The organism is Paenibacillus sp. FSL P4-0081 (genome assembly GCF_000758565.1).
GTDB classification, from domain to species: domain Bacteria; phylum Bacillota; class Bacilli; order Paenibacillales; family Paenibacillaceae; genus Paenibacillus_AQ; species Paenibacillus_AQ phytohabitans.
The window spans coordinates 7,938,981-7,961,572 of record NZ_CP009280.1; the positions used below are offsets into that span (position 1 = coordinate 7,938,981).

Here is a 22,592-nt window from a genome sequence, read left to right on the forward strand (position 1 = left end):
GCAGCGGTCAGATTTATTGCGCGCTTAAGCAAATGGAGGGAGCGGCTTCTCCTCTCCCTTCGCATCTGCTCAGCGCCTTACCCAAGCGATCCCCGCAGTCCCTGCGGTTCGGGGTCCAGTTAACGCACTCCTGTGCCTTGCAGCAGGCGAAGCCCTTCGGTTCGAATGTTCAAGCTCGCATTGACGTCACGGTCATGGTGGACACCGCAGCTGGGGCAGCTCCATTCCCGGATGTGGAGCGCCTTCTTCCCGCCTGGATGCCCACAAGCCGAGCACAGCTGGCTCGAAGGAAACCAGCGGTCCACCTGTACGACTTGTTTGCCGTACCACGCCGCTTTATAGGTCAGTTTGGATAGAAAGCTTGACCACGAGACGTCATGAAGCGACCGGGCAAGTCTGCGATTCCGAACCAACCCTTTGACATTCAGCGACTCCACACTGATCACATCGTGGTTGTTGACGAGATCCGTGCTGAGTTTGTTCAGAAAGTCATTTCGTTGGTTGGCCACTTTTTCATGCAGCTTGGCGACCAGAATTCGCTGCTTCTGGTAGTTGCGGCTCTCGCTGAGCAGATGTCCGTCCTTCTTCGCCTGCTGCGCCCGGCGCGATAGTTTGCGCTGCGCTTTCGCTAGGGTAGCGGCGGTTTGGGCGAGAACTCTCGGATTCGGTACCTTTGTTCCATCCGAGAAAATTGCAAAATGCGCAAGACCGAGATCAATCCCGATCACCGAACCCGTTTGGGGTTTGGGCGGAATGTCCGTTTCGCACAGCAGGGAGACAAAGTACTTGCCGGATGCGGTGCGGGAGATCGTCGCTGACTTGATCACCCCTTCCGGTTGTCGATGTAGTTTGATACGTACCGGCTTCATTTTGGGCAGCTTCAGATAGCGACCCGCCTGAATTGCAATCGTTCCTTTTTGATTATTCGTGGTGTAGGATTGAACGGGATTTTTGCGGGATTTCCACTTGGGGAAACCAGAGGCGGGCTGCTGGAAAAAGTGGCGGTAGGCGGTATTCAGGTGGAGTTGCGCATTAGCCAGAGCCAAACTATCGACTTCTTTAAGAAAGGGAAATTCATTTTTGTATTGCGCGGGTGCCTTGAACTTGATTTTCTCACCAGTTTCTTGATGCTTTTGGTACGATTCGATGCGGTCATGGAGCATGAGATTGTAGACTTTGCGTACGCAGCCGAAGGTTTTGGCGAATAGTTCCGCCTGCTGTGTTGTGGGTTCCAGGCGATATTTGAATGTTTTGAGCACAAGAAGGCCTCCTATGTACGTGGTGCGCCTTCGATTTGCTGTTCAACCCGAAGGCGAGTCCGCAAAATAGAACAAAGTTCCGGCTGGCCAAATCAACCATGGACGCAATCCACGAACAAATCGGACAAGACCATTACAGGAACATACATTCGCTTTCCCTAGCATAACCGAAATCCCTTTAAAATCCAAGTCCAAACCGTTGTCATTCATCCAGCCACTTTAGAAGTGGGGGAATTCTGACAACTTTTTGTTAAATTCAAGGAGGAACTACTAATGACACAACCATTGCAAGGCAAGGTGGCTATTGTTACCGGATCATCAAGAGGAATCGGGCGGAGTGTAGCTGAGCGGTTGGCGGAGCAGGGGGCTTCCGTTATCATCAACTATTCGAGCAGTCCCGCCCAGGCAGATGACGTAGTAACGGCCATTCGGGCGGGCGGCGGAACAGCCGCTGCCCTGCAGGCAGACATCAGCAAGCCTGCCCAGATTGAACAGCTGTTCAAGGAGACCAAGGCGCTCTATGGAAAGATCGATATCGTGGTCAACAATGCGGGGATTATGATGAATTCCCTGATCGGAGAAGCTACCGAAGAGCAATTCGACAAGCAGTTCGCCATCAACGTCAAGGGCACCTACTTCTCCTGCCAGCAGGCCTTCTATCACCTCGAACAGGGCGGACGGATTATTAATTTCTCCACTTCCGTCAACGGGCAGATGTTCCCGGCCTATAGTATTTATGCCGGCACCAAAGGTGCGGTTGAGCAATTCACCCGCCAGCTTGCCAAGGAATTCGGCAGCAAAGGCATCACCATCAATGCGGTGGCACCAGGACCAGTAGCCACAGAATTGTTCCTGGAGGGCAAATCAGAGGCCGTACTGGAAGGGCTGAAGAAGGGCAATGCCTTCGGACGTCTGGGCCAGCCGGAGGATATTGCCGGCGTGGTCAGCTTCCTGGCCGGAGAAGACTCCGGGTGGATTACCGGCCAGACCCTCCGCGTCAACGGCGGATTCATCTGACTTGCAGAGGTATACGTACGACTGAAGCCGTCCCCTCACCGGGACGGCTTGTTATCTGTATGCTGCCTTCGTGAAGTTCAACGATTTTCTTCACCAGCGGCAGTCCCAGGCCGCTTCCGCCGCCCCCGCTGACGCTTCTGGATTTGTCCACTTTATAGAAGCGTTCGAAGATCCGCGGCAGCTCCTCTTCGGCAATGCCGATTCCGCTGTCCTTCACCTCCACTTCAATCTGCTCCTCTGAGATGCGCAAGGAGACGGTAATCCGTCCGCCCTGCGGGGTGAACTTGATGCTGTTATGCAGCAGGTTGGTCCACACCTGGCTGAGCAGGTCTTTTACCGCAACCACTGTGGTTTCTGCAAGATCTGCCTCTACCTCAATATCCTTGCCCAGCCACTGCGGCTCTGAGGCCAGGATCATCTCCTGCAGCTGCTTATCCAGCCTGTAGGGCTTCCGCTCGAACGGGAAGCTCTCTGCCTCCAGTGCCGACAGCTTCAGCAGATTGTCGCTCAGGCCGGACAGGCGGCGGCTCTCCGCTTCAATGATGTCCAGGTAATGCTTCCTGCTCTCAGTACTGAGGCTGTCATCCTGCAGGGCTGCGGCGAACCCGCGGATGGAGGTCAGCGGCGACTGGATCTCATGCGATACGTTAGAGATGAAGTCCTGGCGCATCGTCTCCATCCGGCTCAGCTCAGTGGCCATCTCGTTAATCCCCTCCACAATACCGCCAAACTGCCGGTACTGGCCGCTGTTCTCCAGTTCGATTTTGAAATCACCTTTGGAAATCTGCCGCATCGCCGTCAGGATCGGCACATAGAATCTCTGGTCCTGCCCGCGGGTAGCGAAAGCGATGGCGCCAGCCACGCAGAAGAAGATAATCACCTGCATGCCCATAATAAACAGATGATAGCCGTATTCGGAGAAGGACCAGCCGAAATGCCGGACCAGCAGCCTTGAGCCGAAATAGCTTCCGTTCCAGGAGATAAAGAGCATCGTCAATATGCCGGCTATAGGCGCAATCACATTGATTTTCTTCCATACTTTTCTGATTCTGTCCAGCATGCTTATCCCTCCAGCCGGTAGCCAAGGCCCCGGATCGTGCGGATGGCGAACCCGAATTTATCCCGGGGAAACCGCTCGCGCAGACGGCCCACATGCACATCCAGCGTCCGCTCATTACCTTCAAAATCATAACCCCAGATCTCTTCAATCAGCCGGTCGCGTGTCAGCGTCTGACCCGGATAGCTGGCGAGCTTGAACAGCAGCTCAAATTCCTTAAGCGGCAGCGTAATATCGCCATGCTCGGATACAACCTCATATGTTCTGCGGTTCATCCGCAGGCTCCCTACGGTAACGCTCTGGGCGGCAGAAATTTGGTACCGCTTCAGCAGCGCCTTCACTCTGGCGATCAGTACGGGCGGCTCGAACGGCTTGACCAGATAGTCGTCAGTACCAAGCTCGAAGCCTTTGACAATCTGTGAGGTTTCACCTTTGGCTGTCAGCATCAGGATCGGGAAGTCATATTGCTTGCGCAGCTCCCGGCACAGCTCCCAGCCGTCCATATTCGGCATCATGACATCAATAATCGCCAGATCGGCCGGGGTCTCTTCGAGCAGCCGCAGCGCCTCCAGCCCATCGGAGGCACTCAGCACTTCTTCCATGCCTTCAGCTCTCAGAAAGACTCCCACCAATTCGCGGATGTGCGGATCGTCGTCCACTACCAGTATTTTGGCCATTTCCTGTAGAACCCTCCTCTATCACTCTGCCCTGAAGCTCCGGGGTATTCATCTGCAGCTGCTGCTCGGCAAATTCACGGTACAGCTCATGATCCCGCAGCAGCTCTTCATGTGTTCCCTTGCCGGTTATCCGGCCCTTCTCCATAAATATAATCTGGTCCGCATTGACGACTGTAGCCAGTCTGTGGGCAATGACAATCGTGGTCCTGCCCTGCATCAGATTGCCCAATGCCTTCTGTACAACGGCTTCCGACTGGCTGTCCAGACTGGACGTTGCCTCATCGAGCATGAGAATCTTCGGATCGCGCAGCAGCGCTCTGGCAATGGCGATCCGCTGCCGCTGTCCGCCGGACAGCTTCACTCCGCGTTCGCCGACGTCCGTATTGTACCCGTCCGGAAGCTCTGCAATGAAGCCGTCAGCATATGCCATGGCCGCAGCACGCTGCAGCTCCTCCTTACTGATCTCGCGGTCCAGTCCATATCCCAGATTCTCGGCAATCGTTCCGGCCAGCAGCGGACTTTCCTGCGAGACATAACCGATCCGCTTACGCCAGGATTTCAGGGAGAACATCGATACCGGCTTGCCGCCCATCCGGATAACACCGCTCTGCGGCTCATAGAATCGTTCCAGCAGCGAGAACAGCGTCGTTTTACCGCCGCCGCTTGGACCGACAATCGCTGTCACCTGGCCCGGCAGCATCGTGAAGCTTATCTTGTTCAGCACTTTGTCTCCCGTTTTGTATCCGAAGCTGAGGTCTTCCACATCGATTGGGCCTTCCTCGCTGCCAGCCTCTTCTACACCTTCATACACTTCTTCCTCTGCCGCAAGCGTCTCGATAATCCGCTCCGAGGCACCTTTGGCCTTCTGAAGCTGCGTGAAGAATTGAGTCAGCTGGGTCAGCGGCATAATAATCTGGATCAGATACAGAATGAAGGCCACCAGCTCACCGGCGGTCAGAACCCCCGAGGACACCTGCATTCCGCCATAGCCGATAATCACCACAAGCAGCATCATGAAGACGAAGGAGACCAGCGGGCTGATCATCGCGCTGATTTTGCCCTCACGGATGCCGAAGGACAGCAGGTTCATAATTCCGCTGCGTCCGGCTTCATATTCCTTCTGCTCGGCTCCCGAGGATTTAACCAGCCGGATTTCAGACAATACACCGCTAAGTGTGGCGGTGAAGGAGGCTGTCTCATCTTGTGTGCCTTTTGATATTTTGTACATCTGCCGGCCCAGCGGTACCAGAATCAGCGCGGACAGCGGGAGGACGGTGAACAGTACCAGCGTCATTTTCCAGTTCAGGAAGAGCAGGACAGAGATTGAACCGACAATGGAGATCACGCCGGTAAAGAGGCTGGCCAGATGCTCCGAGATCAGTGTCTTGAGAATTCCCGTATCATTGGTCATCCGGCTGACGCTTTCACCTGTCCGGTTCTCATTGTAATAGGACACAGGCAGCACAAGGAATTTGCGCCACAGCCGGTCCCTAAGTCCGGCGACAATCTTCTGCCCGACCGCATTCAGCAGATATATCGAGACGCCGCCGGCAAGGGTCTGTGCGATGAAAGCTCCGGCAATTCCGGCAATCTGCAGCTTGCTGACGGAAGCCAGCGAGAAGCCGTCGACCAGGTTCTTCGTGAACATTGGAATAACAAGACCCACTAGGGTCGAAATCATACTAAGGCCAAGAGCCAGAGCCAGCAGCATGTAGGAGGGTTTAGTTTCGTGCAGCAGCTTCAGGAACGGCTTCATCGCGGCTCCCTGCTTTTGCGGTGCTTGAGTGTTCTTCATGGTTAATCCCCTTTTCCGGCGGATAGATGTCAGGAACAGCTGATGTTCCGCTTCCGCCTTCCAACCTAGAATAACTGTGCTTTGTAAACTGAAATTAAACTGTTAATTTACCATTGATTTGTAATTCCCTATATAAGTTGGTTTGTATCCCTTTTCAACAAATGTTACAGTGATAGAAGCGGCAACTTCTGCCGTTCTATGGATTCAAGGCATCTGGCGGGAAAGGAGTGCAAAGTTTGCGGGAGAACCTCGATAAGCAGCTGTCTTTCACCTCTCTTAAATGGTTCAACTTCTTCGTATATGGAACGGTCGTCCTGTTCACCAGCTTCTTTCCGCTATATCTTCAGATCATGGGAATGAATAAGCTGGAGATCGGGAGCCTGATGTCGGTAGGTGCGCTCGTCTCTATTATTGCCAATCCCTTCTGGGGTATCTGGAGTGACCGTTATCAGAATATCCGGCGGATTGTCCTGGTCATGCTGACCGGCACGCTGGTCTTGTCCCAGCTAGTCTTTCAGGCGAATACATACGAGATGATATATATTTCTATTCTGTTCTTCTACTTCTTCCAGGGGCCGCTGTTCGCCCAGAGCAATACCATGATCCTCAGCTATATCGACGGTACCAGCCAGCGGTTCAGCTCATACCGGCTCTGGGGATCGTTAGGCTGGGCGTTTACTGCCATACTGGCCGGACCCGTGATTGAATGGGCCGGTGTTTCCGTGCTGTCTTATCTCTTTGCAGCACTGCTGTGCGCAGCGATGATTGCTCTGATCGCTATGCCGAAGCTTGATCATTCGATCGGAATCGCCCCCTTGCCATTCAGGGGACTGCGTCAGATCTTCTATAACCCGTTCTTCCTCTGCTTCATCCTCTTCGGCATTCTGGTCTCTATCCCGAATACGATGAATAATACCTTTGTGTCACTGTACATCACAGAGCTGGGGGGAAGCAAGACCATGATTGGGCTGGCCGTGTTCCTCTCTTCCATTCTGGAGATGGGAGTGCTGCTCTTGTGCAATTATATTCTTAAACGTAAAATCTCTGTACTGCTGGCCTCTCTCACGTTCGTCAGCGCCCTGTTCTTCCTGCGCTGGTGGATGATGGCCGATGCGACCACTCCACTACAGGTTGCCCTCATTCAGGTGCTGCACTGCATTACCTTCGGCGGATTCTTCTATGTCGGCACCCAGCTTACTATGCTGCTTGTTCCAAGGGCTTACCGGTCCTCGGGACAAGCACTCTACACGCTTACGTGGAGCGGAATATCCGGCATCCTCGGCGGCGTGCTCGGCGGCTGGATGTATCAGAATCTCGGCGTGCAGACGATGTATCAGTCCGGTGCGCTCCTCGCCCTGTTCGGCACCATCGGCTTCGGCCTGATGTGGCTCTTCTTCATCCGCGGCGGCTACCGGCCTCCGGCTGATCCCGAAGACGGAGCGGCAGAGGAGTAGCGATGGGACCAGAGGTGGGCGGGACCGTTCGATTCACAGCACACAGCAAACAGGCTTGGCTTCCCGGACGGGAGGCCAAGCCTGTATTCATTCATGGAGAGTCTAGCCTTGCTTGGGCTGGAAAGAGCTCTTCAGGGAAACCACCAGATTGAATACCAGATGCTCCGGTGATGAATATTTGCTGTCTACATTAAAGTAACCATGGCGGAAGAATTGGAACTTGTCCTGCGGCACGCTGTCCTTCAGGCCCGGTTCGACGAAGCCCTGGATGATCTCGATCGATTTCGGGTTAAGCTGATCCAGGAACGTAGGCTCCGGCTTGCTCTCAGCAACTTCCAGTCCTTCGATTTCGGCTTCGGTCTCAGCCTCTTCGGCGGAGATCAGCGGCTCATAGAGGCGGAATTCTGCCGGTACCGCCTGGCTCGCATCGACCCAATGCAGCGTTCCCTTGACCTTGCGTCCGGTGAATCCGCTGCCGCTCTTCGTTTCAGGATCATAGGTGCAGTGCAGCTCAATAACTTCTCCGTTCTCATCCTTGATGAACTCGTTGCACTTGATGAAGTAAGCATTCTTGAGCCGCACCTCGTTGCCGGGGAACAGGCGGAAATACTTATTCGGCGGAACTTCCATGAAGTCATCGCGTTCAATATAGATTTCCCGGGAGAACGGAATCTGGCGGTTACCCATTTCCGGGTTCTCCACATTGTTCTCAATCTCGAAATACTCGGTTTCGCCTTCAGGATAATTCGTAATAACTACCTTCAGCGGCCGCAGCACAGCCATGGTCCGGGGTACCGTCAGCTTGAGGTCTTCACGGATGAAATGCTCCAGCATCTGCAGATCTACGAGGCCCTGGCTCTTGGAAATGCCTGTCTCATGCACGAAGCTGCGGATTGCTTCCGGGGTATACCCGCGGCGGCGCAGTCCTGATATCGTCGGCATGCGGGGATCATCCCAGCCGTCGACATGGCCTTCATCCACCAGCAGCTTCAGCTTGCGCTTACTGGTAACGGTCTGGGCCAGATTAAGGCGCCCGAATTCATATTGATGCGGCGCAGCCGGCATCTCGCATTCTGCTACAACCCAGTCATAGAACGGGCGCTGATCCTCGAACTCCAGCGAACAGAGAGAGTGGGTAACATGCTCGATCGCATCTTCGAGCGGATGCGCGAAGGTATACATCGGATAGATGCACCATTCATCGCCTGTATTGTGGTGATGAGAGTGAGAAATTCGGTAAATGACCGGATCACGCAAATTGATATTCGGAGAGGACATATCGATTTTGGCGCGCAGCACCTTCTCGCCGTCCTTGAATTCGCCTGCCCGCATGCGGTGGAACAAGTCCAGGTTCTCATCGATACCGCGTTCACGGTAAGGACTGTTCTGTCCCGGCTCCGTCAGCGTTCCCCGGAATTCACGGATCTGCTCTGCCGTGAGATCATCGACATAAGCTTTGCCCTTCTTGATCAGCAGTTCGGCCCGCTCATACATCTCCCCGAAATAATCCGAGGCGAAACGCAGCTCTTCCCATTCGTATCCGAGCCACTTCACATCTTCCTGAATGGAGTTCACATACTCCGTGTCTTCCTTGACCGGATTGGTGTCATCGAATCTCAGATGGGTCTTGCCGCCGAATTCATCAGCCAGTGTAAAGTTAATCCAGATCGCCTTGGCATGTCCGATATGTAAATAACCGTTCGGCTCCGGCGGAAAGCGGGTGACCACTTCCTTAACCTTGCCCGAGCGGAGATCTTCGGTAATGACGTTCTTAATGAAATTGGAGGGTGTACCCTGGTTCTCCACAATGATCAACCTTTCGTTCTGTATTATTACTACTTCCTTGTATAAACATGTTTCCTATTAATATACCCGTTAGGCAGGGAATGTTCAATAAAAGTTAAACAGAAACGGCATTCCTGTCCCTGATGTACAACGTATCTGTCCCGGTGAAACTAAGGCGCCAATAAGATCCCGCAGCGATAAAACTGCATCTTTGACTTCTCTCCCGGCGATAGAGTAGCATGGATCATATAGGATTACCGAGAAGAGGAGGGTACCCATGAAACCGATCAAACTGCCCAAAGAGCAGCGGGAATTGATCACCGAGAATATCCGCGCATACTTCGAAGCCGAACGCGGGGAAACGATTGGCCATCTGGCAGCAGATAGTCTGCTGGAGTTCTTCCTGAACGAGCTTGGGCCGGCTGTCTACAACGGGGCACTGAGTGACTGCCGGACACTGGCCTCACAGCGCATGCAGGCGCTGGAGGAAGATATCTACGCTCTGGAGTGGAAAAAGCGTTAGGGCAGAAGCTTATACCTTACGCCGCAGAGGGGGAAGCCACATGTTTAATTATGTCATTGATGAAGAGCTGAAGCTGAAGCTGCTTATGCCGGAGCATGCCCGCCATATGTACGCCCTGGTCGAGCGCTCGCGCCACCGGCTCAGGCAGTGGCTGCCTTGGGTGGACGGCGTAGCCGAGCAGGCCCACCTGACTACTTTCATCAAGAATGCCGTGAAGCAGGGCAGTGACAATGGCGGCTTCACGGCCGGACTGTGGGTCCGGGAGGAATTAGCCGGGATCATCGGGTATCACGAGATTGACTGGCATAACCGGTCTGTCGGTATCGGCTACTGGCTGGGTGAAGGCTATGAAGGCAACGGCTACATGACCAGCGCCTGCCGGGTATTCGTGGATTATGCCCTGCTGGAGCTGGAGCTCAACCGTGTAGAGATCCGCTGCGCTACGGGTAACACGGCAAGCAGGGCTATTCCCGAGCGGCTCGGATTCATCTTCGAAGGCGTGATCCGCGAGGCGGAGAAGCTGCCCGCAGGTTATGTGAACCACGCAGTCTACGGTCTGCTGCGCAGCGAATGGAAGCTGCTGGGCTGACAGCAAGGCAGCATCAGGCATTTGGCAGCATATTATTATGCACATTTATACACAGCATAAGCCAGAACCCCCGGAGGCATAACATAAGCCCCGGGGGTTCTGGCGTACCGTCTTTCCATGGTATTGCTCCGGTCTAGTTCTCCGCTGCCGCAAGCCAGCCCCGGAATTTGTCCCGGATGCCGGCCGTGAGGCTGTCCAGCCCGGCTAGCTCGGCTAGTCCGGTCTTATCCTTGCGCCCGTGCTCCATCGAGTACAGCACCTGCTTCACAGGGAAATGGCCCGCTCCGCTCTCCCGCTTAATAATCCGGTCACCGGATGCAATCCTGCCTTCACGCAGCACGCGGAAATAGAACCCGCTGTAACCTGTGGACAGCACCCGCGCAGGCATATCCGCCGGTCCATGCTTCTGCGAGAGCTTGAAGCAGGGGAAGCGCGGCTGGCTTACCTGCAGCAGTGCCGTACCAATCTCAAAGACATCCCCGATGCACACCTCGGTCTCCAGAAGTCCGCTCACTGTGATATTCTCACCGAATGCGGAGTAGTCCAGCTTCCGGCCAAGCAGCTCTTCCCAGTAGGCATAATGCTCAACCGGATAGACGCAGACGGCCTTGTCGGGGCCCCCGTGGTTTACCAGATCCGCTTGCCCGTCCCCGTCGAAGCCTTCAGCATGAAGCTCCAGCGGGCCGTGGACCGGCAGCTTGTAGATTCCCGTTTCCAGCGGTTTGCCGCGGTAATCTACGGTCTTCGGCTTGCCTACATTAAGTGAGACGACTTCCATCTTGATTCCTCCTAGTCCAGCATGCAGCTCATGAATACCTCATCTACATATCTTCCGCCCAGATAGAACTCCTCCCGCAGCCGTCCCTCCTCCTCGAATCCGCATTTGCGGTAGAACGAGAGTGCCGGTGTATTGCAGGAGAGCACACGCAGGCGCAGCTTACGGATTCCATTCTCTGCGGCATGGCGCTTGATCTCTGCGATCAGCCGGCTGCCTACACCCAGGCGCTGGAAGCGCGGATGTACGGCAATATTAACCTCGCATACATGGCGGTTGCTCTCCATTCCGCTGGGACAGCCGAAGCCGACATACCCGCATAGCTCCCCGTCCTGCAAGGCTACAAGCTGGGAGCCGGGCGGTGCATGCAGCAGATAATCCTCCCGGGAGCGCCACATCAGCGGACCGGGTGTTGTCTCCTCTGTCCAGATCATATTATCGAGAATGATCAGCTCACGGGCATCCCTGATTTCAGAGGGACGGATGGTGAAAGCCGAATCCCTGTTTAGTTGTTGCATAGCTTCTACACCCCTTGCCTTGCTAAGCAGATAATAAAAGGATTAGTTACAGCGCAGCCGTTTATGCAGCATTACCCCGGAGCTTCACGCTCCCGCGGTTAACGTAGGCATGGACCGCGAAGAATCCCACGGACAGAACCGCCATCCCGCAGGCCAGCCAGCCTGTCGGCGCAAGGCCGCCTCTGTCGAATTGAATCCCCATCAGATACGGGCCGATAACCCGGCCGACCGCGCCGATACCGCCGCTAAGCCCGAGATAGAAGGGCGCACTGCGCTGGGCATGCTCCGAGATGAAGGATGGCATGGCCGGAGAGATCAGCATCTCACCCAGTGTAGCCAGCACCATCGCCAGCAGCATGCCCGGGTAGCTCGGCATGAACAGTATAACCGCATACCCGCCCAGATAGAATACGGCGCTTGCTGTCATCTGCGCAGTAGAAGTCCCTGCGAACCAGCGTTTGATCAGACTGACCAGCGGCTGCGCGGCAAAGATAAGTACGCCGTTCAGCGTCCAGAGGAAGCCGTATAACTGCTTCGACCAGCCTTCTGAAATAATAAACGGCGATACTCCGGTATTCCAGATCGAATTGCCGATCAGCAGAAACATCGAACCAATAGCCATGTACAGATAAATCCGCGTATGCCCCAGCAGCTTCCAGCCTGACGCTTCGCCCTGCGGGTGTTTCTTCTGTATTGTCTCATGGGATGGCGACGGTGCTGTCCCCACCCTGCGCAGATAGACAAAGAAGAATCCGGCAAACACTGCCGAAGTCACACCGTTCAGCACAAAGCTCAGCATATAATTGCCCAGGAATCCGCTCAGTGCGGTTCCCAGTGCTACCCCGATATTGTTCGAGACATAGATGATATTGAACAGCTCTCCGCGCTGCTCCGCGAACCGGAAGCCGATAAAAGCCTGGATAGCCGGTAGAGACAGAGAGTTGAACAACCCCATCAGGCCCATAACTATAATGAATATACTCCAGCTGCCGCTTGCCCAAGGAAGAGCAAACAGGGTCAGCGCGTTCATAGCCAGTGCTCCGACAATCAGGCGGTTTACCCCTACCTTGTGATACAAAGATCCGCCCAGCAATTGCCCGGCAATCCCCCCGAGGGATTGAACCAGCAGAACAATTCCCGCATCTTTCATACTGCGTCCCAGCTCATCAAATACATACATCGTAACCAGCGGCCACATCAGCGCACTGCCGGTTGCATTAATGAGACTGGCAATCAAGAACACTTTGACTTCCTTCGGATAGGCCTGCAAAAATCTCATAACTTGTCTTTCATCCCCTGTAACATAGGTGTCATTAATCCATCCAGTATCATCTGAAAACAGGATGACGGGCAAGTTCTCGCGTTAACGCTTTATCGCATAGCATCATTGAATTCACTGCTGCGAAATTCCCAATCACTTCCCGCCTGCCGTGCTATTTATATTCTATAACTGCAGCTTCTGCACGTAAAGAAAATAGGTGGAAATGACCTGATTCGTTCCCCGCAGGCCAGGGTAATAGTGCATATGAAACACTCCCTATTTATTCGCCGTGAATCCGATTTCGTTCCCCCGAGTCGGATATGCACGGCGAATTTTGTTTTGCCCTGAAGTTATTCCAGGCAGAGCCGGGCTAACAAAAAACACTCCCTTTCTCTCTGCGATTCCCAAAAACAGGGTGCCGAGAAGCCAGGAAGTGCTGGGGCCAAACTATTGAACATGCCGGTCATCACCGGCGGATTTTGAATTAAGCGTGTTTCTTCACACCTGCAGCGGAGATTCCTTCAACAGCCGTTACAGCTGCCGGCTCCTTACGCAGGTAAGCCATCCAGTAAGCCGCTGCGACGAAGATCGCGCCGCCCGTAAGATTGCCCAGCCATACCGGGGCAAAGTTGGCGAAATACTGCGCCCACGTGAAATGTCCTTCGAAGATGGCAGCAGGGATAAGGAACATGTTAGCTACAACGTGCTGGAAGCCGATGGCTACAAACGCCATTGTCGGGAACCAGATACCGAGGATTTTGCCGCTGAAATTATCTGCTCCATAGGAGAGCCACACTGCCAGCGCCACGAGCCAGTTACAGCCGATCCCGGAGATAAAGGCCTGCAGGAAGGTCGCATCAATCTTGTGCTCAGCCATACTCACCAGCTTCTCCAGATACACCCCGTCCGATGTAAGGCCAACGACATGACCGAAGAAATAAGCAACGAACAAGGCTCCTGCCAGGTTGCTGAGTGTAATCAGCACCAGGTTCTTAATCACTTCCCAGAACGAAATCTTCTTCGCAATAAAAGCAAGCGGCACCGCCATCATGTTGCCTGTCAGCAGCTCGCCTCCGGCAAGCAGCACCAGTATCAGCCCTACCGGGAATACCGCAGCTCCGATGAAGTTAGCGATGGACCCCCACTCGGCAGGCGCACCGGCAATGACACGAATATCCAGCAAAAATCCGAGCGCGATAAACGCTCCTCCCAGGAAACCAAGAATAAGTACAGTGCTGAGCGGATTGTGCGCTTTCTTGACTCCGTTCTCTACCGTTACTTCGGCGATCCCCTGCGGTTTGTTATAAGCCATGATTCCTATCCCCTTCTAATTACTTAAAATTTGTTCCTTTATGCCATTGTAACGTGATCACAATCACATTAACGTGATAAAAATCACTCTCAGAAAACCTAAGTGAAAGTTTTCACTGACATGTCAAATTTACCATAAAAGGTTAGGCGGCGGAATATTTTTCTCATTCGGACCCGGAATTAATAGTTAAAACCATAAAAAAAAGGAGCCCTTAACGGGCCCCGGCGAAATCAGGCGGGATTAGACGTGTACTGGTTCTTTAACGGCAACTGTCTTGGGCAGTGCCTGAAGTCCTGCAGTGTTCAGGAAGTTCCAAGGCTTGTTGTAGTGCGGCTGGAAGAAGAAATCAATGAAGGCCAGCTGGTCCACGGTCATTTTATTCTGAATACAAACCGATACGGTATTGATCGACTGCGTCAGATCCATCTTGGACATAATCTGTGCCCCAAGAATGCGGCGGGTCGCACGTTCGAATACGACTTTTACCTGAACCTGCTCGAATGTCGGCATAAACTCCGGACGGTAGTTGTCAATCAGCATAACACTTTCAGCATCCATACCTTCGGCTTTGGCGGCATCCTCGGTAAGTCCGGTTCCGGCAATATTGTCTTCATAAATCTTGATGCCTGATGTTCCCTGCGTACCCATATAAGGAATCGTATTCGAGACCAGATTGCGGGCTACCAGTGTCCCCATGCGTACAGCGTTCGTGGCGAGCGGAATATAGGCATGTTTACCGGTCGGGTTGTAATGAATCGCACAGCTGTCACCAGCGGCATATACATCCGGCAGGCTGGTCTGCATGTAATCGTTGACCATAATCGCACCGTTCGGAAGCATATCGACTTGACCCTTGAGCAGCTCTGTATTCGGACGGAAGCCGATGCAGAGAATGACCAGATCGGTTTCATGCTCTCCCTTGCTTGTAATGACCTTGGTCACTTTGCCGTTTTCTCCGGCGAATGCTGCGACTTTCTCACCAAGCGCAAGCTTGATGCCATGCTCTTCAAGTGATTGTTGAATCGGAGCCGTGAATTCTTCATCGAGATATTTACTCAGAATGCGGTCTTCCCCGTCGATCAGGGTAACTTCCTTGCCGTTCATCTGAAAAGCTTCAACCAGCTCAACGCCGATATATCCGGCTCCGACTACTGTAATTCTTTTCACCTTCTGCGCTTGTTCAATAATGGTGTTGGAGTGATTATAATTCTTCGAGAGCAGAATCCCCTCCAGCTCTATACCTTCCAGCTTAGGCACAATCGGCCATGAGCCTGTTGTCATAATCAGCTTGTCGTACGTATCTTCAAATTCTTCACCTGTAGCGAGGTTGCGGGCCTTCAATGTTTTGCGGGCGGTATCCACATTCGTCACTTCATGGCGCATCTTCGTTTGCACACCCAGTGCTGCAAGCTGTTCCGGGGAAGAATAGAACAATCCCTGCGGGTCCTTGACGACTCCCCCTACGTAAAGCGCAATGCCGCAAGACAAGAACGATATGTTATCGTTGCGCTCGTAAACCGTAATCTGGGCATCCGGGTACAGCTGTGCGGTATTAACAATTGCGGCGGTTCCGGCGTGTGTACATCCAATGACTGCTACTTTCATGATTTCTTCCTCCTCCAATTTACAAGCCTGTTTCTCTGTAGTTGTGATTAATTTCACTTTATACACTGATTATATTGTGATATTTATCACATTACAAGCACTTTTGTGAATTTTCTCACATTGTTCACAATTTCAATTTTTAATTATCTGCACGAATTTCTTTTCTTCTTGCATTAGTTTTCCCCGCCAGTAGGACATTATGTCTGTCAGCAGCAGGAAGCAGCAGGAAGCAGCGTTAGGGTGTGAAACTGTATAAATTCTAATCTTTGCAGCAAAAAAAGCCCCACTACACCGCAAACCTTCTGCGGAACAAGTGAGGCTCTATCTAATGGATGGCTGCCGCCTGTATGCGGCCAAAAAACCGTTTATTCCAAACCGGAGATCACACCATCTTCATCGACCAGCAGCCCTTCTGCGGCCGGTTTGGCGGGTAGGCCCGGCATTGTGACAATGTTCCCTGTGATGACCACTGCAAATCCTGCGCCAAGGGACAATGTAATGTCCCGTACACCCATGGTGAAGCCTTCCGGTGCTCCAAGCAGCCTCGGCTGATCCGAGAAGGAATATGGCGTTTTGGCCATACAGACCTGAAGCTGGTGCAAGCCCAGCCTGTCAATAACAGCCAGACTGCGTTTGGCTGCCGGGGAGAAGGCCACTTCTGCGCCATGGTAGATTTCGGTGACGATTTTATTGATTTTGGACGGAATGTCCAGGTTGTCTTCATACAGCGGCGCGAACTTTACGGCCTCTTCCCGGTCCAGCAGCTTCTTCAGCTCCTGCGCCAGTTCCTGCCCGCCTGCGCTTCCTTCAGCCCATACCTTGGATACCGCAGCAGGCACACCCAGCCGGCGGCAGGCCTCCAGCACCTCGTTAATCTCCGCCGGGGCATCCCCTTCAAAGTGATTGAGGGCAACGAGTACAGGCACACCGAATTTACCGAGATTCTCAATATGGCGCTCCATATTGGACAATCCGGAGAGCAGCGCTGCCCGGTTGCCGGCATACAGTTCCTCCTTGCGGACACCTCCGTTATATTTCAGTGATTTCACTGTAACCACCAGCACTGCGGCAGAAGGGGTCAGGCCGGCCTGGCGGCATTTGATATCCATGAACTTCTCAGCACCAAGATCTGCGCCAAAGCCCGCTTCAGTCACTACCACGTCTCCGAGCTTCAGGGCGTAGCGGGTTCCGATTACACTGCTGCAGCCGTGGGCAATATTGGCAAAGGGTCCGCCATGCACAATCACGGGCGTGCCTTCAAGCGTCTGCACCAGATTAGGCTTGACCGCTTCCTTGAGCAGTGCAGTCATCGCCTCAACGGCTCCGATGTCCTTCGCGGTTATTGGCTGTCCCAATTGGTCATATCCAACCAGCATCCGGCTCAGCCGTTTCTTCAGATCCGCGAGGTCATTGCAGAGGCACAGCACAGCCATAATCTCAGACGCCGTCGTGATCTGGAAGCCGCTCTCCCGCACCGTCCCGTTGCCGTCGCCAAGACCGGTCACTATATTCCGCAGACTGCGGTCATTCATATCCATCACACGTTTCCATACTATCCGCTGCGGGTCCAGGTTCAAGGCGTTGCCCTGAAAAATATGATTATCGATCATCGCGGAGAGCAGGTTATGCGCGGAGGTCACCGCATGGATATCCCCGGTGAAATGCAGATTAATCTCGTCTGCCGGAACAATCTGCGCCTTGCCTCCGCCGGTTGCGCCGCCCTTCATGCCCAGGCAGGGTCCAAGCGAAGGTTCACGCAATGCCGCTACCGTCTTGATCCCCGCCGCATTCAGCGCCTGGGCTAATCCGATGGTTGTCAAGGTTTTGCCTTCACCCGCCGGTGTAGGGTTAACTGCCGTAACCAGGACCAGCTTGCCGTCCGGTTTGTGCTTCAGCTCCGCCCACAGAGACGGCGACAGTTTGCTTTTATATTTACCGTACAACTCCAGATGCTCTTCATTGATCCCTGCTGCCGATGCTACCTCTGTTATTAACCTCATGCCTTTATGAAACCCTCCTGCCGTTATTATCCTGCATCCCATAATTCTTTATGCAATCTCCGTAGATGAGTGAAACATTCCTCTTCAAAGGATACAGTGTCTCTGAAAAGATTCAAGGATAATTTTCATACTGGGGATACTTCCGTCTCTACAGTCAAGCAGAAACCGCTTGCTTAGATATCAAAAAAACTCCCGGACAGGGTGCGGGTGCACCCCAATCCGGGAGCGGACTATTTTGTGACAGCTATCCTTACTTACTTCAGCAGCGATTCAATAAGGTCCTTCATGCTCTCCGGTGATTCCTTCGGCTCCACACGCGCCACCACATTGCCGCTGCGGTCTACCAGAAACTTCGTGAAGTTCCACTGGATATCGCTGCTCTCCCCGTCACCCGGCTGCTGGCCCTTCAAATATTGGAACAGCAGGCTTGCCTCCGGCCCATTCACATCTACCTTGGCAAACACCGGGAAAGTAACGCCGTAATTGATCTGGCAGAAGGCTTCCGCTTCCTCACTTGTACCCGGCTCCTGGCCGGCAAACTGGTTGCAGGGGAATCCCAGCACAACAAGCCCTTGATCTCCGTATTGTTCGTACAGCTTCTGTAAATCTCCGTATTGCGGGGTAAGCCCGCACTTGCTGGCCGTATTGGCGATCAGCAGCACCTTGCCCTCATAGTCCTTAAACGGCACTTCTGTACCCGAAGGTGTGACTCCGGCAAAACTATAGATCGACATCCTGCTTCGCTTCCTTTCGGCTGTATATTCGTATTTACCCTGGCGGCTTATAGAGTCCATGCCCTTATGCAGCTTATGCATCACTGCGAGCATTCATCTTTATTTTATCCTATTGGCAGCGTGATACAAAATTTCAGGCTCCGAATGCGGTGCGGGTGGCAGCTGCAGGGATAATCGTTAAGTGAGCAGCCCATTTGGGGCTACATTGTACTCGGTTTTTCGCATACGTTGGGCTCGTTAGCCTCCGCTGTGACACATTGTACTCGGTTTTTCGCATACATTGGGCTCGTTTGCCCCCGCAGTGACACATTGTACTCGGTTTTTCGCATACGTTGGGCTCGTTAGCCTCCGCTGTGACACATTGTACTCGGTTTTTCGCATACAGTGGGCTCGTTAGCCTCCGCAGTGACACATTGTACTCGTTTTTTCGCATACAGTGGGCTCGTCTACCTTCTCAGTGACACATTATAATCGGTTTTTCGCATACAGTGGGCTCGTTTAGGTTCGCAGCCAGCCCACTTTGGGCGGATTCAGGTACTTTTATGCCCTTCATCTTCATTTCTCAACGGGCCCTGGAAAGCTACCCTCTTCGCGTCAGCCCGCAGGCTTCAGCAATAAGCCGGAGAGATGTCAGCTTATCCTCAAAGCTGTGAATATGTGATGAAATCATCAGCTCCCCGCATCGATATTCTTCCGCCAGCGCCTGCAATTGCTCTCTGACTTCAATCGGCGATCCTACGACCATCCGCTTACGGTTATCCTTAATGGAGAACCTGTCATAAGGTGTATATGTATAATTCATAGCAGTTTCTACAGAAGGAGTGGCGGTGGAGAGATGCTCTTTCTCCAGCAGCACCAGCGACAGATCCATGCTGGCGGCCAGGCGGTCCGCTTCCTCAGAGGTCCCGGCACAGACGGCAAAAACTGCCACCAGCGATTGTGGCGTTGCAGCAGCACGGGATGGGGCGAAGCTATCCGCATACTCCCGCACCGCTTCCGCTCCCCCGTTCCCGTTGATAAACCGCGCGAAGGCATACCCGGTCCCCAGCCGGGCCGAGAGCGCCGCACTGGCACTGCTTGAACCCAGCAGCCAGATTTCCGGCGCTGTACTCACGGCAGGTGTAGCCTGCAGTCCGGCATAGCGGTGCGGAGGTTCCGCAGCCCCAGTCTCATCATGCAGATAAGCAATAAGTTCCTTAAGCTGCTGCTCATAACGGTCTATATCCTCAGGATTCACACGGTTATCCTGCAGCGCCCTGGCGGACAGCGCACCGCCGCCTGCTGCTCTGCCCACACCCAGATCGATCCGCCCGGGATACAAGGCCTCCAGGACGCGGAAGTTCTCAGCGACCTTGTAAGCACTGTAATGCGGGAGCAGCACAGCTCCTGAGCCGATGCGGATCTCCGAAGTTACTGCAGCCAGATGAGCCATCAGCACCTCCGGACTGGAGCCGGCCAGTCCGGGCGCCGCGTGATGCTCTGCAACCCAGAAGCGGTGATACCCGAGTCGCTCAGCTTCGCGGGCCAGCAATACTGTCTGGGCCAGTGCCTCCGCAGGCGTGCTCCCTTCAGACACCGGCGATTGATCCAGAATGCTTAATTTCATATAGGAGCAGCTCCAATGGGTTTGAATTTTCAACTTCGGCGGGAACATCTATATTGGTCCAGTCCATTATATCACCGGGTATATCACCGGATATATCCCCGGAATCAGTCAATCTGAGCATCCGTCTGCATTGCCGACCATAGGCAGATACAAGGCAGAAGGAGGGGCAGCAGATGCAGAAACAACGGGCACTGGCCTCTTCAAGGCGGCACCCGTTGTCTGCTGCTTCTTAATGCTGTACCATCTTCACCAGCATATGCGCCAGCCGGTGGCGCTCTTCTTTGTTTCCGGCCTTCCACAGTTCCAGCAGCAGCTTCTCCTCACTGTTGCGGGGCTCTTCGTACGCCGCCAGATAATCGGCGATTTTCTCGGCAGCCACAGCCAGCTGCTCATCGCTGAGCCCGATTTTCTGCGCCAGTTGGATGCGCTTTCCCAAGTAGCTTTTGAAATCCTCGAAATTATTCAGGATCAATTCCTTCTGCCCCGGCTCAATCCGGTCCAGCGCATCGTTCACCCGGTGCATCGTCACACTTCCGTCCTTGCTCACCACATGATTATGTTCAGACATACAGAACACCTCCCATTTATTAGTGTGCGGTTTCCCACTAATTAACCAGAGGTCCCGCGGGTGAACCAAACGAAGCCCGCCGAAGGATAGAGGATGATTGATCTTCATTCCGTGGGCACAACCGCTTTCCTGCGCAGACAGAAACCTGTCAGCACTCTCATGGCCCGGGCTGTCAGTGACGCGGACTGAGAATCCCTTATTCGGGAAGAACGGCCGTATTTGCAGATCAAGCGGACTCACAATCCCTTATATGTCCGCAGATCCTCATTTCAGGCAAAAATACATAAGATAACGGAATCTCAGTCCGCTTCGGCGCCAATATGATGATTAACGGAGAAATAAGCGCTTCTCAGTCCGCTTACGTCAGGCTCAGCCATTCAACTATATAAACCGCAATTTAGCAACAACCCTACAAGAATAAACCGCACGCAATACAGTAACAACCCTACAAACTACCATTCAGCCGCTGTGTGGGACTGGATGAATACATCAATTCCATAAACTTGATTCGTTGCCGGCAGAATGGAGAATCTTAGGAAGCACTGTAGGTGTAAATGTTGTACGTTCTGCAACTTTGATTCCTTGATAGCAGGGTGTTCGAGAGGATTGTTGTAGAAAATACAAGAATAATTCTGCTAAGCCGCTTGAACACAGTGAAATTCTGCCTTTTATACAACATTTCTGGATTTGCGCCGATAGAATGAGGGAAATGTTGTATTTTGGGCAGGATTTTGTATAAAAGTTTGTATAAAGCTACTCTGTTTCTGCCACAAATAGCTGATGAATCGAGGAATTCCAACGATTACCACGGAAAATACTGCAAATACTGCAAATACTCAAATACGTAAATGTGGCAACTACGGCAACAGCAGACGCCCGGAGGTCCAACTATTCACAAAAGACCCCGTGAACCACGGGGCCGGCTGTACATCGATTTCACATTAATTCGACACCGGAACGGCATCATAATATTCTTCGAGGGTAATTCCTCTCTCCGATACGGACGCGGCGATCTCCTTGCCTACATACCGGACATGCCAAGGCTCATAAATATATCCGGTGATCGCCTGCTTGCCTTCGAGGAACCGGATAATATATCCGTACTCAGCGGCATGATCCGCAAGCCATTCTGCTTCCTTCGTACCGGCAAAGCAGCTTTCGGCCGCACATTTGCCGTCACTGCCGGACAGATCAATCGCCAGACCCGTCTGATGCTCGCTGTGTCCGGGCAACGCACTGTAGGTACGGGCTTTCTCTTCGCCGTCCCGGGCTACATAGTTATTGAACAGCCTTCTCTGGGTCGCTTCCGAACGGTAGCCGGATACACCAGCCAGATAAATACCGTCCTTCTTCGCTCCGGCAAACATCTCCTCCAGCGCCGTGGCAGCTTCACGCCGCAGCATCCGCTTCTCGATCTTCTCCGAGAATATAAAAGGCACATCAGGGTAGACCAGATCGGCCGGCTTATATTTATCAGGCAGTCTGTACTGCTTATTAACCATAACTGCGATGCTCTCCGGTTCGGCGGCAACCATCTCTGCATCACCATTACTGCCGGAATCCGTAGCTGCGGGCTTATCCGTAGGGGCAGGCTTGTCCGTTGGTTCCGGAGTCCCGGCCGCATTATTCTCCCCGCTCGTTGAATCCGCAGGCGCCTCTGTTACAGCCGGTGTAGGCTCAGTCCCCGTATTGTTGCCGGAGCCCTGCTCCTGGCCGTCCGGCTCTGCGCTTGGCAGTGCCGAAGTCTCCGGCGCCGTACCCGGCCCGGCCCCGAGATCGGTACCTGTATTTATATTTGTTCCGTCTTCCCGGGAAGCGGAAGGGCTAGTATACTTCCCGATTCCCCAGCCGACAGCAATGACAACGATGAACAAGATGACAATCTTGGTGGTTCTGGACATATGCGGTTTCGTTCCTCCTAGAAGTTCTGTATTCTTTCTAAAAGCTTAGTTACATTATTAGACAGGCTGAAGGGCCGAAATGTTTCAGTCCGGGATGATAAATGCACAGCAGCCCCTAACACAAATATTACCATAGAACAATTAGCCGATACGCTA

At 53.3% G+C, this 22,592-nt stretch carries 19 protein-coding genes; 4 read left to right on the forward strand and 15 right to left on the reverse strand.

Annotated features, from left to right (window positions below):
- Nucleotides 1-119: 119 nt before the first annotated feature.
- Nucleotides 120-1,259, reverse strand: a complete 1,140-nt coding sequence (gene tnpB / locus P40081_RS33880) for an IS200/IS605 family element RNA-guided endonuclease TnpB (RefSeq protein WP_042140275.1) — start codon at nt 1,257-1,259, stop codon at nt 120-122.
- A 273-nt stretch (nt 1,260-1,532) separates the two neighbouring features.
- Between tnpB and P40081_RS33885 the strand changes: the two genes are divergently transcribed.
- The gene (locus tag P40081_RS33885) at nt 1,533-2,276 is read left to right on the forward strand and encodes an SDR family oxidoreductase (protein ID WP_042140276.1); all 744 of its coding nucleotides are present in this window, start codon (nt 1,533-1,535) and stop codon (nt 2,274-2,276) included.
- Here P40081_RS33885 and P40081_RS33890 read toward each other — a convergent pair.
- The 3 genes from P40081_RS33890 to P40081_RS33900 are packed head-to-tail and all read right to left on the reverse strand — an operon-like array spanning nt 2,269 to nt 5,805.
- Nucleotides 2,269-3,336, reverse strand: coding sequence for a sensor histidine kinase (locus tag P40081_RS33890; RefSeq protein WP_042140277.1), 1,068 nt, complete (start codon nt 3,334-3,336; stop codon nt 2,269-2,271). The two genes, P40081_RS33885 and P40081_RS33890, sit on opposite strands and share 8 nt — an antisense overlap.
- A gap of 2 nt (nt 3,337-3,338) precedes the next feature.
- Complete coding sequence (locus P40081_RS33895) at nt 3,339-4,010, reverse strand: response regulator transcription factor (RefSeq protein ID WP_042140278.1); 672 nt, start codon at nt 4,008-4,010, stop codon at nt 3,339-3,341.
- Nucleotides 3,940-5,805, reverse strand: coding sequence for an ABC transporter ATP-binding protein (locus P40081_RS33900; protein WP_042140279.1), 1,866 nt, complete (start codon nt 5,803-5,805; stop codon nt 3,940-3,942). The genes P40081_RS33895 and P40081_RS33900 overlap by 71 nt, the downstream gene beginning before the upstream one ends.
- Before the next feature lie 236 nt (nt 5,806-6,041).
- Here P40081_RS33900 and P40081_RS33905 point away from each other — a divergent pair, with 236 nt between their 5' ends.
- Nucleotides 6,042-7,259, forward strand: coding sequence for an MFS transporter (locus tag P40081_RS33905; RefSeq protein ID WP_042140280.1), 1,218 nt, complete (start codon nt 6,042-6,044; stop codon nt 7,257-7,259).
- Between the two features lie 102 nt (nt 7,260-7,361).
- Here P40081_RS33905 and P40081_RS33910 read toward each other — a convergent pair whose 3' ends face one another.
- A complete protein-coding gene (locus P40081_RS33910) occupies nt 7,362-9,074 on the reverse strand; it encodes a glutamine--tRNA ligase/YqeY domain fusion protein (protein WP_076247591.1) in 1,713 nt (570 codons plus the stop codon).
- Between the two features lie 247 nt (nt 9,075-9,321).
- Between P40081_RS33910 and P40081_RS33915 the strand changes: the two genes are divergently transcribed.
- Both P40081_RS33915 and P40081_RS33920 read left to right on the forward strand, forming a co-directional pair.
- Entirely contained in the window at nt 9,322-9,567 is a 246-nt protein-coding gene (locus tag P40081_RS33915; RefSeq protein WP_039309139.1) for a DUF2164 domain-containing protein, read from the forward strand.
- 40 nt (nt 9,568-9,607) lie between these two features.
- Nucleotides 9,608-10,156, forward strand: a complete 549-nt coding sequence (locus P40081_RS33920; RefSeq protein WP_039309141.1) for a GNAT family N-acetyltransferase — start codon at nt 9,608-9,610, stop codon at nt 10,154-10,156.
- Between the two features lie 133 nt (nt 10,157-10,289).
- Here the strand turns inward: P40081_RS33920 and P40081_RS33925 are convergent, their stop codons facing one another.
- From P40081_RS33925 to P40081_RS33970, 10 genes are all read right to left on the reverse strand, one after another.
- On the reverse strand, nt 10,290-10,934 hold the full coding sequence (locus tag P40081_RS33925; protein ID WP_042140281.1) for an MOSC domain-containing protein: 645 nt from the start codon (nt 10,932-10,934) through the stop codon (nt 10,290-10,292).
- 11 nt (nt 10,935-10,945) lie between these two features.
- Nucleotides 10,946-11,449: a GNAT family N-acetyltransferase gene (locus tag P40081_RS33930; RefSeq protein ID WP_039309145.1), complete on the reverse strand. Its 504-nt coding sequence runs from the start codon at nt 11,447-11,449 to the stop codon at nt 10,946-10,948.
- Between the two features lie 61 nt (nt 11,450-11,510).
- Nucleotides 11,511-12,728, reverse strand: coding sequence for an MFS transporter (locus tag P40081_RS33935; RefSeq protein WP_042140282.1), 1,218 nt, complete (start codon nt 12,726-12,728; stop codon nt 11,511-11,513).
- Nucleotides 12,729-13,194: 466 nt separating this feature from the next.
- Nucleotides 13,195-14,022, reverse strand: a complete 828-nt coding sequence (locus P40081_RS33940) for a formate/nitrite transporter family protein (protein WP_039309150.1) — start codon at nt 14,020-14,022, stop codon at nt 13,195-13,197.
- Nucleotides 14,023-14,262: 240 nt separating this feature from the next.
- A complete protein-coding gene (locus P40081_RS33945; RefSeq protein ID WP_042140284.1) occupies nt 14,263-15,627 on the reverse strand; it encodes an FAD-dependent oxidoreductase in 1,365 nt (454 codons plus the stop codon).
- A 365-nt stretch (nt 15,628-15,992) separates the two neighbouring features.
- Complete coding sequence (locus tag P40081_RS33950; protein ID WP_042140285.1) at nt 15,993-17,627, reverse strand: formate--tetrahydrofolate ligase; 1,635 nt, start codon at nt 17,625-17,627, stop codon at nt 15,993-15,995.
- Between the two features lie 254 nt (nt 17,628-17,881).
- Nucleotides 17,882-18,361: a glutathione peroxidase gene (locus tag P40081_RS33955; protein WP_039309160.1), complete on the reverse strand. Its 480-nt coding sequence runs from the start codon at nt 18,359-18,361 to the stop codon at nt 17,882-17,884.
- 580 nt (nt 18,362-18,941) lie between these two features.
- Nucleotides 18,942-19,967, reverse strand: a complete 1,026-nt coding sequence (locus P40081_RS33960; protein WP_042140286.1) for an LLM class flavin-dependent oxidoreductase — start codon at nt 19,965-19,967, stop codon at nt 18,942-18,944.
- Nucleotides 19,968-20,196: 229 nt separating this feature from the next.
- Nucleotides 20,197-20,535: a DUF3243 domain-containing protein gene (locus tag P40081_RS33965; RefSeq protein WP_042140287.1), complete on the reverse strand. Its 339-nt coding sequence runs from the start codon at nt 20,533-20,535 to the stop codon at nt 20,197-20,199.
- Between the two features lie 941 nt (nt 20,536-21,476).
- A complete protein-coding gene (locus tag P40081_RS33970; RefSeq protein ID WP_042140288.1) occupies nt 21,477-22,436 on the reverse strand; it encodes a M15 family metallopeptidase in 960 nt (319 codons plus the stop codon).
- Nucleotides 22,437-22,592: the final 156 nt, after the last annotated feature.